At 36.3% G+C, this 16345-nt stretch carries 15 protein-coding genes, 1 other RNA gene and 2 pseudogenes; 16 read left to right on the top strand and 2 right to left on the bottom strand.

Going from position 1 to position 16345, the window contains the following annotated elements:
• Nucleotides 1-58: 58 nt before the first annotated feature.
• From IGJ27_RS10275 to IGJ27_RS10240, 8 genes are all read left to right on the top strand, one after another.
• Entirely contained in the window at nt 59-283 is a 225-nt protein-coding gene (locus tag IGJ27_RS10275; RefSeq protein ID WP_010720743.1) for a CsbD family protein, read from the top strand.
• A 758-nt stretch (nt 284-1041) separates the two neighbouring features.
• On the top strand, nt 1042-2721 hold the full coding sequence (locus IGJ27_RS10270; protein ID WP_010720742.1) for a ribonuclease J: 1680 nt from the start codon (nt 1042-1044) through the stop codon (nt 2719-2721).
• Between the two features lie 154 nt (nt 2722-2875).
• Nucleotides 2876-3349: a YbaK/EbsC family protein gene (locus tag IGJ27_RS10265; RefSeq protein WP_178305742.1), complete on the top strand. Its 474-nt coding sequence runs from the start codon at nt 2876-2878 to the stop codon at nt 3347-3349.
• A 153-nt stretch (nt 3350-3502) separates the two neighbouring features.
• Nucleotides 3503-4183, top strand: a complete 681-nt coding sequence (locus IGJ27_RS10260; protein ID WP_010720740.1) for a metal-dependent hydrolase — start codon at nt 3503-3505, stop codon at nt 4181-4183.
• Nucleotides 4184-4192: 9 nt separating this feature from the next.
• The gene (locus IGJ27_RS10255) at nt 4193-5524 is read left to right on the top strand and encodes a DRTGG domain-containing protein (protein ID WP_010720739.1); all 1332 of its coding nucleotides are present in this window, start codon (nt 4193-4195) and stop codon (nt 5522-5524) included.
• A 14-nt stretch (nt 5525-5538) separates the two neighbouring features.
• Nucleotides 5539-6489 carry a DHH family phosphoesterase gene (locus IGJ27_RS10250; RefSeq protein ID WP_178305743.1) on the top strand — a complete coding sequence of 317 codons (951 nt, stop codon included), beginning with the start codon at nt 5539-5541 and terminating at the stop codon, nt 6487-6489.
• A 140-nt stretch (nt 6490-6629) separates the two neighbouring features.
• Nucleotides 6630-6962: a zinc ribbon domain-containing protein YjdM gene (locus tag IGJ27_RS10245; RefSeq protein ID WP_178305744.1), complete on the top strand. Its 333-nt coding sequence runs from the start codon at nt 6630-6632 to the stop codon at nt 6960-6962.
• Nucleotides 6963-7039: 77 nt separating this feature from the next.
• Nucleotides 7040-7747: a zinc metallopeptidase gene (locus IGJ27_RS10240; protein ID WP_010720736.1), complete on the top strand. Its 708-nt coding sequence runs from the start codon at nt 7040-7042 to the stop codon at nt 7745-7747.
• A gap of 201 nt (nt 7748-7948) precedes the next feature.
• Here the strand turns inward: IGJ27_RS10240 and IGJ27_RS10235 are convergent, their stop codons facing one another.
• A complete protein-coding gene (locus IGJ27_RS10235; RefSeq protein ID WP_010737192.1) occupies nt 7949-9412 on the bottom strand; it encodes a helix-turn-helix domain-containing protein in 1464 nt (487 codons plus the stop codon).
• A 443-nt stretch (nt 9413-9855) separates the two neighbouring features.
• On the opposite strand from IGJ27_RS10235, the gene IGJ27_RS10230 reads away from it, so the two are divergent.
• Both IGJ27_RS10230 and IGJ27_RS10225 read left to right on the top strand, forming a co-directional pair.
• The gene (locus IGJ27_RS10230) at nt 9856-10398 is read left to right on the top strand and encodes a hypothetical protein (protein WP_010720734.1); all 543 of its coding nucleotides are present in this window, start codon (nt 9856-9858) and stop codon (nt 10396-10398) included.
• A 159-nt stretch (nt 10399-10557) separates the two neighbouring features.
• Nucleotides 10558-10893, top strand: a complete 336-nt coding sequence (locus tag IGJ27_RS10225; RefSeq protein WP_010737193.1) for a hypothetical protein — start codon at nt 10558-10560, stop codon at nt 10891-10893.
• Nucleotides 10894-10999: 106 nt separating this feature from the next.
• Here IGJ27_RS10225 and IGJ27_RS10220 read toward each other — a convergent pair whose 3' ends face one another.
• Nucleotides 11000-11860, bottom strand: a complete 861-nt coding sequence (locus IGJ27_RS10220; RefSeq protein ID WP_010720732.1) for a helix-turn-helix domain-containing protein — start codon at nt 11858-11860, stop codon at nt 11000-11002.
• A gap of 108 nt (nt 11861-11968) precedes the next feature.
• On the opposite strand from IGJ27_RS10220, the gene tadA reads away from it, so the two are divergent.
• The 6 genes and pseudogenes from tadA to IGJ27_RS10190 form a co-directional block, all read left to right on the top strand.
• Complete coding sequence (gene tadA / locus IGJ27_RS10215) at nt 11969-12460, top strand: tRNA adenosine(34) deaminase TadA (RefSeq protein ID WP_010720731.1); 492 nt, start codon at nt 11969-11971, stop codon at nt 12458-12460.
• A 40-nt stretch (nt 12461-12500) separates the two neighbouring features.
• An RNA gene (gene ffs / locus IGJ27_RS10210) (signal recognition particle sRNA small type) lies at nt 12501-12585 on the top strand.
• A 245-nt stretch (nt 12586-12830) separates the two neighbouring features.
• On the top strand, nt 12831-13151 hold the full coding sequence (locus tag IGJ27_RS10205; protein WP_178305745.1) for a hypothetical protein: 321 nt from the start codon (nt 12831-12833) through the stop codon (nt 13149-13151).
• Between the two features lie 744 nt (nt 13152-13895).
• Nucleotides 13896-14267 carry a phage holin family protein gene (locus IGJ27_RS10200; protein WP_053766345.1) on the top strand — a complete coding sequence of 124 codons (372 nt, stop codon included), beginning with the start codon at nt 13896-13898 and terminating at the stop codon, nt 14265-14267.
• Between the two features lie 263 nt (nt 14268-14530).
• Nucleotides 14531-14938, top strand: a pseudogene (locus IGJ27_RS10195) (phage tail tip lysozyme); the annotation flags it as partial.
• A 75-nt stretch (nt 14939-15013) separates the two neighbouring features.
• Nucleotides 15014-15982: pseudogene (locus IGJ27_RS10190) on the top strand (peptidoglycan amidohydrolase family protein); the annotation flags it as partial.
• Nucleotides 15983-16345: the final 363 nt, after the last annotated feature.

Genomic DNA, 16345 nt, shown 5'->3' with positions numbered 1-16345 from the left:
ATGATACCCTGATAATAGTTAGATAGTTAGAAATGAGAAATTTAAGGGAGGAATTAAGATGGCAGATTTAAAAGGACGTTCTGAAGATGCAAAAGACAAAGTAGTTGGTAAAGGAAAAGAAGCTTACGGTAAAGCAACAGATGATAAAAGCAAAGAAGCTGAAGGAAAAGCACAATCACTTGGTGCTGATATCAAAGAAAAAGCTCGTAATTTAGGCGATGATATCAAAGAAGGCTTTGAAGATGTCAAAGAAAAATTCTCCAAAAAAGATGATAAAAAATAGTTTCTCCAAAAGAGAAGTTTGGTTAAAACTTTGAGAATGATCCTCTGGTTTTATCCAAAGCGAGTTCTTAAGGAAGATTGATTGTAAAAGACGATAGATTTGGTTTATTGTGTTTTGCACCTCTTATAGTTAGTAAACGAACTTTTGAGGTGCGCCACGATACCAATTCTACCGTCTTTTTTTAGTATGCGTTCCAGCAAATCTATCGATGTACTCTCTCGAATTATGATAAGTATAATTATAAGTCAATGAACTTAATAGAGCTTTGAAGTGATTTGTAGTAAGAAAGCTTTTATTGAGATCGAAAATCCTACTATAGTTATTTCTAAAAATATGGTAAAATAGACGGAGTATGTTTGTAACAGAAGAACGGATAAAAGTAGACAGTTTGTTAAATTGAGACTGTTTTAATCAACGACTTGAGGCAAGATTGGTTGTGCTTTATAAAACCAGGCTTTTTTTCTTGAAAATAGCAGATGCTAGCGATTTATCTAATTTGTTGTATAATGATGGGGAGTAGTCGAATCCATTGTTTTCGACTTTTGTGTTAAAAATAATCGATTCATCGCTTTAATGAAACTTATTCAAAAATGGCAGAAGATAAACAAGAGGACTGTCAATCAGCTGCTTTTTCTTGCTAAGCAATAGAAGAAGTCAGCTAAAATTTTGTGAGTTGCTCATTGAGATGAATCATCTATTTAGTTAAAGAAGAGAATCGATGTCTTTAAACTTGGACATCATAAGAAGAGGTGAAATTTGTGAGTACCATTAAAATTATCCCTTTAGGCGGCGTACGTGAAAATGGAAAAAATATGTACATCGCTGAAGTGGGAGAAGATATTTTTGTTTTAGACTGTGGTTTAAAATATCCTGAAAACGAATTGTTAGGTATTGATGTAGTCATTCCTGACTTTACGTATCTGGAAGAAAACATTGATCGGGTAGCGGGAGTCTTTTTGACACATGGACATGCAGATGCGATCGGAGCGTTACCTTATTTACTTTCTAAGCTCTCTGTACCAGTATTTGGAACCGAGTTAACGATCGAGCTTGCTAAATTGAGTGTGGGACGAAATGATGCAGCAAAAGGTTTCAAAGATTTCCATGTAGTCGATGAACACACGGAGATTGATTTTGGCGAGACGATCGTCAGCTTTTTCCGAACCACCCACACGATTCCAGACTCAGTCGGGATCAACTTGAAAACCAAAGAGGGCAGCATTGTCTACACAGGCGATTTTAAATTCGATCAGACAGCTATTCCAATGTATCAAACTGATTATGCTCGTTTGGCAGAAATCGGTAAAGAAGGCGTATTGGCATTACTTAGTGAATCAGCGAACGCTGAAAACTCAGTTCCTGTTGCATCAGAGCTACAGATTGCGGATGAAGTCTTCGATACGATCAAGTATTGGGAAGGTAGAATCATCGTTGCTTGTGTGGCAAGTAATCTACAGCGGGTTCAACAAGTCTTGGATGCAGCCGAAAAGGCACAAAGAAAAGTAGTATTGACAGGGCAAGATTTTGAGCGGATCATCCGAACAGCAATGCGTCTGGAAAAACTACAACTTCCGAGTGAAGATTTGCTTGTGACCTTGAAGGACATGAAGAAATACAAACCAGAAGAAATCATCATTTTAGAAACTGGACGGATGGGTGAACCAATTAAGTCATTGCAAAAAATGGCCAATAAAACCCACCGTAATATCAAAATCGAAGAAGGCGACTTAGTCTATATCACAACTACTCCAAGTATTGCGATGGAAACGATGGTAGCTAAAACAGAGGATATCATTTATCGTGCAGGTGGTACGGTCAAATTGATCTCTGAGAACATGCGAGTGTCTGGACATGCGAACCCTAATGATCTTCAGTTGATGCTTAATTTGATGAGACCAACTTATTTTATTCCTGTTCAAGGTGAATATCGTGAATTAGCTGCTCATGCTGATTTAGCTCATGCCGTCGGGATCCCTTACAAAAACATTTACATCACAGGACGTGGTGATGTGTTGGAATATAAAAATAAACGGATGAGTGTCGCTGGAACGATCAGTGCTGAAAATGTGATGATCGATGGTTTAGGAATTGGTGATATTGGTAATATTGTGTTACGTGACCGTAAAATCTTGTCAGAAGATGGTATCTTTGTAGCTGTAGTTACTATTAGTCGCCGTGAAAAGAAAATCGTCTCAAAACCACAAATCACATCTCGCGGTTTCGTTTATGTCAAAGCTAGTCGTGATTTGATGAAAGAAAGTGGGACGATGATCGAAGAAATCGTGGAAAAACACTTGGAAAGTAACGACTTTGAGTGGAGTAAATTAAAACAAGACATTCGAGATCAATTAGGACGCTACCTATTTGAACAAACAAAACGTCGTCCAGTGATTTTACCAGTGATCATGGAAGCAACACAACGTAGAGGCAAAAAATAATTGAAACAATAATGGTGTGGAAAAGGTCGTAATCTTTTAAAGAGGTGACTTTTCCATACCATTTTTTGTATCAGTTGAACCAAAGTTCTTGCTCGTTCTTTTTTTTCTATTTTTTTGTAAAATAAAAGAGAAGGAAATGGAAGGAAGATAGTAGATGAAAACAAAAGTAGAAGAATATTTAGAAAAAGAAAGAATTTCTTACGAAGCTCTGACATTTAATCAGACAGAATTGAATGATTTTCAAAAAATACTCAAGCAAAAACAAATTGATCAAAACAGTGTTTGTAAAACATTAGTTTTGAAAGGGGATAAAACAGGTGTAATCATTGCCGTTGTTCCATTGTCTGAACATTTAGATTACAAAAAAACCAGGAAAATTTCTGGTGATCACAAAGTCGGTTTTCCCGGAATGGATTTTGTGATGGCATCTACAGATTATCCACATGGTGCAAATACACCGATCGGCATTTATCGTAAACACCCAGATTATCTTTTTTTAGTTGATGCATCTTTCAAAGAAAAGCAAATGTTGGTCATGTCAAGTGGCGAAATTGGCAGAAGCATTAAGATTGCTAGAACAGACTTCGAAAAAATAGTTCCTTTTACGTATGCAGAGTTAGTGGAGTAGCGTACTTAGAGTGGTTTGAGCTGATTTGCCACTTGGTACAAACTGTATTATCTGTTACAATGATTACGTATGTACTGTACTATTATTTAGGATTATTCTCTAAATGAAATCGGTTTATTTAATGTATGAAAGAAAGTAAAAGGAGCGAGAAAAGTGAAAATTACTTATCACGGACATTCATGTGTGTCGATCGAAATGAAAAATGGTGAACGCTTGATTATCGACCCGTTTATTACAGGCAATCCGTTAACAGATTTAACAGTGGATAAGGTAGAAGTAGACTGGGTTTTAGTTACTCATGGGCACAACGATCATGTAGGAGACATGGTGCCGATTGCTAAACAAAATGATGCAACGATTATCAGCATTGTTGAGATTACCAATTATGCGGAACAGTTAGGTGCCAAAGGACATGGGATGAATATTGGTGGAAAATATGAATTTCCATTTGGGATCGTAAAATTTGTTCCTGCCCAGCACAGCTCAAGTTATGAGGTAGCTGGCACACCGCTTTATATGGGCGAACCTAGTGGGATTGTGATCCAAGCAGAAGGAAAAACGATCTATCACGCAGGAGATACCGCTGATTTTAGTGATTTGGCTTTACTTGCCGAACAATTTACCATTGACGTTGCCTTTTTACCAATTGGTGATAATTTTACAATGGGACCAGAAGATGCAGCGAGAGCAGCAAAACGGATTGGCGCTAAGCTAGTCGTTCCTATCCATTACAATACATTTCCTGTTATCCAACAAGATCCTCAACTATTTATTGAGAAGTTGGCAGGGAACGAAGGAAAAATAATGAGCGTTTCTGAAACGCTGGAAGTGTAGGTTAAAGATATGGCGACGAAACATGACTTGATTTTAGAATATATCGAAAGCTTACCGGTTGGAAATCGTATTTCAGTCAGAAGTATAGCAAAAGAATTAAACGTAAGTGAAGGAACGGCCTATCGTGCCATCAAGGATGCTGAAAATATCGGATTAGTTTCAACGATCCAACGTGTCGGAACAATCCGGATTGAGCGGAAATTGAAAAAACATATTGAACGACTGACGTTTGGGGAAGTCGTCAGGATCATTGAAGGAGATGTATTGGGAGGCGCAACAGGATTAGACAAAGTATTGAATAAATTTGTGATCGGTGCGATGACGAAACATGCGATGGAACGCTATATCACACCAGGATCACTGATGATCGTCGGTAACCGCTCGGAAGTTCAAAAATTAGCTTTAGAAGATGGAGCCGCCGTGCTGATTACTGGTGGATTTGACACTACCCCCGAGATTGCTCGCTTAGCAGATGAATTAGCGATGCCGATTCTTCGTACGACTTATGATACCTTTACCGTAGCAACGATGATCAACCGTGCTTTGAGTGATCAATTGATTAAAAAAGACATTATGCTTGTCAGTGATATCTATATGTCAGCAGAAAAGACACACTACCTGCTACAAACAGATACGATCGCCGATTATCAAAAACTATCAGAGGAAACGCACCATTCACGATTTCCAGTAGTGAACCGTCACATGCGCTTGATGGGAATTATTACTGCTAAAGATGTTCTTGGTAAAGCAGATACACAAGTAATTGAGCGGGTCATGACAAAAGACCCGATCAGTGTGAAAAAAACCATGAGTGTTGCTTCTGTCAGCCATCAAATGATCTGGGATGGTTTAGAAGTCATGCCAGTCGTTTCGGATGATTTGACGCTTGAAGGGCTGATTACTCGGCAAGATGTGATGAAAGCCATGCAGTTAGTTCAGCGACAACCGCAAATTGCAGATACGATCTCTGACCAAATCTCAGGAGGAATCCAAACGATCGATCGAGACCGAGACGGGAATCTTTTGGCAAATCCAAAGTTTAAATTTGTGGTTACCCCTCAAATGGTCAATGGGGTCGGTACGATTTCATTTGGTGTATTAAGTGAGATCCTTTCTGATGTTGCACAAAAAACCATGGTATTAAATCAACGCAGAAATATCATGATCGAACAGATGAGTCTCCATTATCTACGTTTAATCCAACTTGAAAGCGAATTGGATATTCGTCCGAGAGTGCTTGAAATTGGTCGGAGATCAGCCAAACTAGACATTGAAGTATATATCGAAAATACGATCGTTTCCAAGGCAATCGTTGTTTGCCAAGTAATGGAACGTTCATAGAAAGCAGGGAAATAATGACTGTCCAATCTGAAATTTTAGCAGAAATAAAAAAATATGATCGAATCATCATCCATCGACATCAACGTCCTGACCCAGATGCTTTAGGTTCTCAAGTAGGTTTAGCAGAGATTTTAAGAGCAACGTTTCCTCAAAAAGAAATTTACCAAGTCGGGGAAACTGTGGAGGGCTTGCGCTTTTTAGCAGAAATGCAAATAGTTGATGATCAAGTGTATGAAGGAGCTTTGGTCATCGTCACTGATACAGCAAATGCACCTAGAATCAGTGATGATCGTTTTAAGTTAGGTGAGAAATTAATAAAAATTGATCATCATCCAAATGATGAACCGTATGGTGATCTGGTCTGGGTCGATACGAAAGCCAGCAGTTGTAGTGAGATGATTACGGAGTTTGCCCTCATGTTTCCAAATGAGTTAACGTTGAATACCAGTGCAGCGCGTTTGCTTTATGCTGGGATTGTAGGAGATACAGGACGCTTCCTATATCCAGCTACAACCGCCAGGACGTTGGAAATTGCAGCAGATTTAAGACGTTATCCTTTTGATGCCAGTGCATTGAATCGTGAAATTGAACAAATGCCGATGAAAGTTGCTAAACTTTCAGGTTATTTATACCAAAATATCCAGGTTGATGAAAATGGCGCAGGAAAAGTGATTTTATCACAAGAACTCCTTTCGCAATACGGAATTGATGATTCTGAAACAGCAGCTGTTGTTTCCTTACCTGGTGTCATTGATGAGGTATTAGCTTGGGGAATCTTTGTGCAACAACCTGAAGGATATTACCGTGTACGGTTACGTTCGAAAGGCCCGATCATTAATGAATTAGCGAAAAAGCATCATGGTGGTGGGCATCCGCTCGCAAGTGGCGCAAGTGCGAAAGATTTAGAGGAAGTGGCAGAAATTTATGACGAAATCAAAGAGATTTGTCATGCGTATCAAAGATAGTAACTATTTTAGAAGAGAGAGTTGTTCGTTGTAAAAATGATTTTTACTAAACTTTGTTTTAAAAATCACAAGTCTCTCTTTTCAAAAGACACGTTATCCGTTACAATAATGCTCAACGCTATTTTTAAAGGAGAAAGAAGATGACATTACCAAACTGCCTACAATGTGGCTCTGAATACACTTACGAAGATCGAGGATTATTTATTTGTCCTGAATGTGCAAATGAATGGTCAAATGAAGAACAGGACCAAGTAGATGGCTTGATCGTTCTTGATGCTAATGGTAATCCTTTGGCAGAAGGCGATAGTGTGACAGTGATCAAAGATTTAAAAGTGAAAGGTGCATCTGGTGCCATCAAACAAGGAACAAAAGTGAAAAATATTCGTCTAGTGGAAGGCGACCATAACATTGATTGTAAAGTCGATGGATTTGGACCGATGAAATTAAAATCAGAATTTGTTAAAAAACTCTAATACACTCAAGGTATTTTCACCTTCTTTTTAGATCACTCATGGTAAAATAAGTTAAAATAAAAAGGAGTGGATTTATCATGTATGGATATGGCATGTATGGCTTTTTTGATCCTACATTTTTGTTAGTGATCATCGGATTAGTTATTTCCGGTATTGCCTCAGCTTATGTGAACAGTACTTTTCGTAAATATGACAAAATCAGAAGTAAGAATAACGTGACGGGTACTCAAGCAGCGCAATACATTTTACAAAGTCAACAAATTAATGATGTCGGTGTCCAACAAATTGCAGGAGATTTGACCGATAATTATAATTCAGGAAATAAAATGTTGAGCTTATCACAAGCAACGGCACAGTCTACTTCGGTAGCTGCAATTGGTGTTGCTGCCCATGAATGTGGGCATGCGGTACAAGATGCTGTTGGTTATGCGCCACTAAAGATTCGTGCCGCACTGGTTCCAGTGGCTAATTTTGGTTCGATGATTTCATTTCCATTGATTTTGATTGGTGTTTTACTGAGCTGGAATGATACATTGATCAACATCGGTATTTTTGCTTTTTCACTTGCGCTTTTGTTTCAGCTAGTTACATTACCAGTCGAATTTAATGCATCCAGACGAGCCATTCAAATTCTAAGCGAAGGTGGTCTTCTGACAGCAGAAGAAGTACCAATGGCTAGACACGTACTCTTTGCCGCAGCATTGACATACGTAGCTGCAGCACTTGCCACTTTCTTACAATTGCTTCGTTTGATCTTATTATTCGGTGGTAATCGTAGAGACTAGTACATGGGACATTATTAAGGTCCTTACTAGCAATGAAAAATCGTAAGTAATTATCGTTAAACCGCTTTGACCTGGTTCAAACGCGAAGAGTTGAATAAGATAGGGCTATCTATCAAGATAATAGTTAAGTATAGGACAACAGGTTGTCCTATACTTTTTTTGCTTGTTTCAGCTATTTTCCAGCTTAAGGAAACAAAAGGATTATTTTTGGTGGAGTCTTTGTATCAGATGGAATAAATGGAGCCAAAGTTCATCTTCACGTTCAGGGTCAAGATAAAAGATATCTGCCGTTTGTTGTTGGGTATCGAACCAATCAGTGACGATTAAATCAGCTTCTTCAGGGTTTTCGGTGATTTGTAAAAACTGATGATTAAAAATATTTTTTAATAATTTTTCGATGTGGTAGTTTCCTGAAAAGACCTTGCTTATCTGTAGATGTATTGCTAATTTTTTATTTTCTTCCGATTTTAAAAGTGTATAGATCAAGCGACTAAGATGTTCGTGCAGTAAATTTTGGCTTGGTTGAGAAGTAAACGTGTCAGCGATGATCATTTGTATTTTTTTTAATCGTTGATCCGAGGCATCGATTTTCATATTTTCAGAAGGATAATAAAGTGCATGGAAGTAATCGATTTTTTCTTGGAATAAAAAAATAAACGTCGTCAGCATCATAATCAAATAATGGTAATAATACTTCTTTTCACCAGCAGATATCGAAGGGAATGACTCAGCTATTTTTTTGATCAGAAAAGAAACTTGTCGACAAAGCGAATGATTACTTTTAGAAAACTCATAGCCAAAGAGTGTTTTTTGTTGTTCGGGAATGAGGTTAGGAAAAAAATAGCAAAGTAAAAAATTAAAGTATAGTACTTCATTTTGGACAAGACTTTCAGGCAAGGATTGGGACAATTGTTTTTTCAATTCGCCGCTAAAATCTTTTGTAGAAGTTAAAATTTTCATTGTTTCATAGCTTTCTAAGAGGCTAGCATCTGGTAATTGATGATGAGCAGATCGCATTAAAAAGATTGCCACTAATAAGTAAACTTTTTCTTGTATCTTTGATGTTTTCTTGGTCATCAAAAGCTCATTGGATAAATGAGTATGCTTTACTTGGGAAAGTTTCATATTTGTCAAAGGCCAATCAATCCCCTGAAAAGCATCAGAAAAAAAGAAATACATATAAATTCTAATCGATAATTCATCGCCTTTCAAAATGTAACAATTTTGGCGAGAGATGATTTGCAGATGGAACTTTTTAAGTGATTTGTTTAATTGATTAGTTAGTTTTTCTAAATAAGAAGGAGATATGTACAACTTTTCCAATAATATTTTTTTTGAAACACGACTGTGTGGCGAATCAAAAAGTAACAATAAAAAATTAAACCGATTTGATTCGCGTAGAAAAAACAATTTTATATAATGAAAGATCGCCATTTTTTCATCTTTATGTTGTGAATCTAATTTCAATTCGCCTTTGGCAGTTGAGTAAATGAATCTAGGGATACTTAGTTGTTGAAAAATAGTCCCGTTTAATTTGCGGATGATTTCTTTGATCGTTCTCTTAGGGATTGATAGAACCTGAGATAATTCACGTAAGGAACATTTATTGGTTTGAACAATGGTATAGAATACTAACAATTCTTTCTTTTTTGCGTCCGTTAACATAAGTTGCTCCTTTTCCTTTTATTTTTTGTCCATGGGAGGACATAAACTGTGAGTGGAAAGAGTTTTTAATGTATGTTATTCTCACATAGTAGTAGTTGTTGTATGTACATGTTGTTATTTAAATGGTATATAACAATCGTTTATTCTATTGTTGTTTTTTTCGCTCATTTTGTCAAGTTATAACAGATTAAATAATCAATTTATATAACAAAAACATTGTTATTTAGCTGATTTTGTTATGTTGGGTTTTGAGTATTGAAGAAAGTTATTAATAAAATAAGCTTCTTGTTGAAATTGTACCTAAATATATTTTTTTGATGTTATGTTGTTATTTTTAATGGGGGATTAGTACTGTCCTCTAAATAATAATACCTTTAATTTAGAGATGACTAAAAATAATGTCTTTTTAAAAAAATGATCAAAAGTGAGAAAGGAAGAATTGTATGAGTAGAGTAACAAATTTTAGCAAAGAGTATTTACTCTTTAAAAGTATGGTATATGCTGAAGAAAATGGCTTATCAAAGATAACAGCTAGGAGTTTAGCTTCTTTTTGTGGCTGTTCCACTTATCCGATTTATGCCCACTTTAAATCAATACGTATATTAAAAGAAAAAATACTTGAAGAAATAACGATCTGTTTTGATCGCTATTTATCAGAATATGTCATTGATGATTTCTTCAGTATCGTCCATCTACTAAAAGAGTTCTTTTCAATCCATGAAAGCATTCGTGGAGTAGTGATTAAGTCTGAGTTAGATATGGCTTCCTTGTTTAAACGTGCGTTTTCAGAATATGTCAAAGAACATACTGGGATCAAAGAGCCTTACTTATTAGAATTACTTTGGCTCAATGCATTAGGCAGTTTGAACTCAGATCGATCTTCTCATGAATTTTTTGAAACAATGACATTGATTTGGAATAAATTGGCTGAGTTGGAAGAGAACTTGCCTGAAGTATTAACAAATATTGAATATTCCCCTAAGTAAATGGATGAAACGATGCTGAAGCGTCCTTTCATATAGATGATCAGAAAAATTGGTGGCAGCGTTTTATCTTTCGGCGATTTTGAAAGTGAAAAAGGGTAAATAGTTCGTTTATCTTTTTATCTATGCTATGATTAATATAGATAAAAGGAGCTGATAATGATGAAAACATCAACAAAAGTAACAATTGGATTAGGTGTCGCAGCAGCAGCAAGCGTAGCGACAGCAGTAGTTGTTTCGGGAAAAGTCATTGAAAAAATCCATCATTTGACGAACCGGGCAAAAGTAAAAAAGTTCGTTAATGAGACATTTGATGGAAACGAAAAACTACTAGATATCGTTGAACATTTATCGGATAGTGATTTAGATTCTTTGATGGGAATCCTGGCGAAGATCAAGTCAGGCAAAAAGAAAATTTCTGTCTATGGGGATTCTCTAAAAGGATCAACGGAAGATGTGAAAGACCGTTTACTCCATTACGTTGATAAAATCATGTGATGCAACAAAAAAAGTAAAGTTAAAAGTACAAAAAGAGCGAAAGTATTAGAAAATGGGACAAACATTATTGGTTTGTCTCATGAACGAATACTTTCGCTTTTTGTGTTCAATGTGTTTGTTCTTGCAGTAAGAGCAAATGACAAAACAGTAAATCATTTGCTTCTTTTAAGTTGAACCCAGTTTGTTCTTGGAATTTTTCGATTTTGTATTTCAATGTATTTCGATGAAGAAAGAGTGATTTAGCTGTCGAACTAATATTACCTAAATTTTTCCATAACACTGAAATGATCTCTTCCATTTCTGTCCGTTTGACCATCTCCTGATAACTTGCAATTAACTGATTGTTGTTCATTGTTCCTTTTGTATAATGATGTAAAGCCACCTCTGATAATGAGATTGCGCCACCATGTAAAGCAAAGTGCTTTTTTTCTTCAAAAAATATTTTCCGCTCTTCAAAAAACAATTCTGAAAAATTGGGAGAAGGTAAATGAAATGAGCCAATAAATACTTGGGTAGTAATTTCAAAGTCTGCATCTAATGAAAGAAAAATACCTCTTAGCTCAGAAATTTCTAGATAACTAGGACATTTTTTTTCAATCAGTACAGCATCGGTTTCTGTATAAAAGAAAAAATCTTCTAAGTGGAAAAACATTTCACCGATTGTTTCTTGCCATTGGCGCTTAAGAAATTCTCCTCTTGGATCAATGTGAAATTGAATCATGCGAAAGCTTTCTTCTGCTACTAGCGGTTTATTTTCAAATAGATAATGATACCATGGATGATTATCTTCGACAGTAGCTACAGGGAATAACGCTTTCAAAATATTTGTTTCTTGTGTCGAAATCGTCGATTGATCGATCCATAAAAAATAATCATCAATTGCTAAAGAGAGAATTCCTTTATCGGAAGCAGGGGAATTTTTTTTCTGTGCATTAGGATAAAGTGTTATCAGTTTTGTCAAGTCCATCAAAGTCACCTCATGTTTTATTTTACCATAAGACAAAAAGCTAGTTACAACCTTTTTGACTTATGCTAAAGTTAAGCAAGAAAACGAAAAGTAGGGGATCGATTGGAAATGAAGGAAATCGATAATGAAAAACATGAAAAATGGATGCGTTTAGCCATTGAAGAAGCTCAGAAAGCCCAACAATTAGCGGAAGTACCAATTGGAGCGATTGTTGTTTTAAATGATGAAATCATTGGAAGAGGCTACAATTTAAGAGAAACCACGCAAGACGCAACCACGCATGCGGAAATGATTGCGATCCGTGAAGCTTGTCAAAATGTTGGAAGTTGGCGTTTAGAAGAAGCCCAATTATATGTGACACTCGAGCCTTGTCCTATGTGTAGCGGTGCGATGATTTTATCTCGAGTCAAAGAAGTATACTTCGGTGCGTATGATCCAAAGGGCGGAACAGCGGGAACATTAATGAATTTATTGACAGATGAACGCTTTAACCACCAAGCCCATGTAGTAGGAGGCGTTTTGGAAACGGAATGTGGCCAACTTTTAACGGATTTTTTTAGAGAGTTGCGCTTAAGAAAAAAGAAATTAAAAAAAGGCTAGCCAAATAAAAAAAAATCAGGTATACTATTATTTGCCGAAAGGCTAGGACAATGGCGGGCTTGTGAAGCGTGTCAGATCTGGAAGGAAGCAGCACTAAGCAGGATCCGCCATGTGTCTGATTAAAACGAATCTTAAAAGCGTGATAGGTAGTACTTTACTACTTGTTACGTTTTTTTTGTATAATGAACCAGTGTCTCTTTAGTTTTTTAGGTACTTTATTTGTATTTTATAGAGAAGTAAATAGATAGAGTATAATTGTTATTGGTGAAAAGACAGCATTCCATACCAATAACCTAAAAATAAATAATCGAAAGAGGTACATATTGATGGGAACGGAACACAAGCAAATGATATAAACGACGATATACAGATGGCTAGTGACTATCTTGGGCTACAATTGTCTTATTATATTGAGGAAGAAAATAAATTGCCGTCTAGCTCAAGTGTAAATAATATTAATGTAGAAAACTCTTTTCCTTTTGAGCAGACAAATACATACAATAAAGAGGATTCATTTGTCACGCTTGTTTCAGTTAATATAAAAGAGTATCTGGACATGGAAAAGAGAGAACGTAAAAATGTGTCTATTCCTAAGTGGGCAGATAAATTAGGCAAAGAATTGAAGATCAATTTTTCTGAAACATTGGCACATGCGATTTTAAAGAGAGCAGAAGAAGTAAAAAATAATTAAAATAAATGACAAGAAAAAAGCCTAGAATAAAATTTAACTTTAAGCTAAAATATGGATTTTACAAATATTCACAACGAATATTTTGTAAAATTCTTTTTTTGAATAAGCAGAGAACTTGATAAAATGACAGCTCTAAATTTAATAGTGAACGAATAAGTTGACTTAAGAACAGTGAAAAGTTGAAAGAGGTTGAGACAAAAGTGTTCAGCATCAAGAAATAAGAAGGAATTTCCGAAAATTGACAAGAAACACAAAAACTAGTTTTTGATGTTGATTGTTACCTACTTGGTGATTCTCAAATTTTTGGTAAATTTCGGCAAATTTTCCGAAGATGCTACTTTTGTCTCACCGTGAATCAGAGGTCGTGAAAACATCGGGTAGCTCTGATGACAATAAGAAAGAATTTTTTGAAACAGCTTCTCATGTTTTGAAAAATTCAGGCTTATTGTTGAGGAGTTGCTTCTTGAACGCCGTTTATTCGTTTTTAGAGATACTAGAAGAGACTGAGACAACTTTTGTCCCAGTCCCTTTTTTTTGTCACAAATTTTATTATTTTCCAACATATCTAAATGGAAACAAAAATCTTTAGCAAAGTAGTGAAAGGAAGGTCTGACAATGTAAAAAGAAGAATAGTGTATCAAACAAATAATGAAAGCTAAAAGCAAGGGACTCAAAACTGCAAACTAATGTCTGTTATGGAGGGCATTTCTTTCGCAGTCATTACGTTTAAAAGGAGGTGTTAGTATGACGGCATTAACGAAAGTCTTTGCTAGTGATCAAGCATTAATTCACAGTTTTTTTCTAGTGGTTCTATTAGATCTCATAACAGGTTGGCTCAAAGCAAAAGTCAATCATGTTTGGTATTCAACGCTAAGTTGGCGAGGACTTTGGAAAAAACTCAGTCATTTTGTGTTATTGATCCTGACGGGAGTCGTTGATTTTGTGTTGATCCAAAACGGCGTTCATTTTGAATTTACGTTAGTAAAGGTTTTTACGACTTGCCTGATTTTCACTGAGATTGGGAGCATTTTGACTAATATTGCTGAGTCAGAAGTAACGACTTATTTTGAGGGGATTTTAAAATCAATTCAAGACAAAATGAAACCAAAACAATAATGAAACAGAGAACGATTAGGAAGGATCAAAGTGAATTTACTGAGATACTACGTGATAATGACTTTTTTATTTACTAACAAAGCAACCTAGGCACAGCTTTTTAGAAAAAAGTGAAAGATTTTATTTTTTCTGTCACAAATCACTAAAATAGCTCACATATCTATGTGATTCGAATCAAATGATCAAAATAATTTTTTAGGAGGATGAAAGATAACAGTAAGTAATAAGCTGTGTACATTTAAAGGCGCAATTAATATGAAAAAATGATTGAAAGTAAGGAGCGAACAATTATTATGGGACAATTTGAAACAGCAAAAACAATTTGGGATTACTTGGTCAGTCAAGGTTGGTCAAAAACCGCAGTTGCTGGATTATTAGGGAACATGCAATCAGAAAGTGGCATTATTGCCGACCGATGGGAGAGCGACATTGTCGGAAATATGTCTGGTGGATACGGACTAGTGCAATGGACACCAGCATCTAAATATATCAATTGGGCAAATGCGAATGGATTAAATTACAAAGACGTCATTTCTCAATGCAAACGTATTGAGTGGGAGGTAGCAAACAATCAACAATTTTATAATATATCTATGACGTTTCAACAATTTAAGACAAGTAACAAATCTCCAGAAGAACTGGCGAATATTTTCATTCAATATTATGAAAGACCGGCAAATGCAAACCAACCAGCAAGAGCGCAACAAGCTAGATACTGGTACCAACAATTAAACCGAACAAAAGTCGTGGATTGGTTCAATAAACATCGTGGACAGATAACCTATTCCATGACTGGCTCAAGAAACGGTACAGATGGAACGGCAGATTGTTCTGGAAGTATTACTCAAGCAGTCAAAGACAGCTCTGGAATTCCTTATAGCTATTTATATAATACGGTTACCCTTGGTGGTTATCTCCAAAGATGTGGTTATGTATTAGTTTTAGTCGGAAATTCAAACGCTTCCAATCTCTCTCAGCTGAAAGATGAGGATATTGTTTTACTTTCTGGTGGGTCCTCGATGGCTGATTCAGGTGGTGCGATTGGACATACAGGTGTGATTACTGGTGGTGGTAAAAACATCACTTCAACTTGTTACTATACGCAAGGAGAAAAAAATACTGCGATTCAAGAATTACGTTTTGATAAAAATTATATCGTTGCAAATGGGTTTCATTATTATGAAGTTTGGCGTTTTTCTGGCGGTTTTAATCAATCAAGTTCAACAGGAATGACTAATGACCCAACGCCACCTTCATTTTCGACAAATGTTCATTATAGTTTACGAGTGTTGGGGGGAGCTTGGTTAGGAGAAATCACTAACTTTAACAATTCAGATTCTAATGGTTTTTCAGGATTACCGAATCATCAACACGATATGCTATACATCAAGGTTGATAAAGGAACATTACGTTATCGAGTACACACGATGACAAGCGGTTGGTTAGATTGGGTTAGTAAAGGTGATCCAAATGACATGGTCAATGGATGTGCAGGGAATCCTGGAGAAGCGATTGATGGTGTACAAATTTATTACACAACACCTGCTGGAGAAACTTATTCACAAGCATATTACCGTTCACAAACGACCGCTCGTGCTGACTGGTTACAAACTTGTTGCGATGATGGAACATCGATCGTCGGTTATGATGGTTGGGCGGGGATGTTTGGCGAACCGCTAGACCGTCTGCAAATCGGGATTGCGAAATCCAATCCTTTATTTACTTATTCACCAGGGGTAAATAATGGGGGAAGTTTTTCTACCAATGTTCACTATGGGTTACGTGTGTTGGGCGGAAGTTGGTTAGGAGAAATTACCAATTTCAATGATGTCGATTCCAACGGTTTTTCAGGATTGCCAAATAATCAACATGACATGCTTTATATCAAAGTAGATGCGGGAACGATTCGTTATCGAGTCCATACGGTAAAAAGTGGTTGGTTAGATTGGGTCAGCAAAGGTGATCCAAATGATATGGTCAATGGATGTGCAGGAAATCCTGGTGAAGCCATCGATGGTGTGCAACTTTACTATACAACACCTACAGGTAAGACATTATCGCAAGCCTACTACCGTTCA

It is taken from the genome of Enterococcus sp. DIV1726a (assembly GCF_051710985.1).
Taxonomy (GTDB): domain Bacteria; phylum Bacillota; class Bacilli; order Lactobacillales; family Enterococcaceae; genus Enterococcus_B; species Enterococcus_B hirae.
The sequence above is the reverse complement of the archived record's forward strand: the minus strand, read 5'-3'. Positions and strand labels throughout refer to the sequence as shown.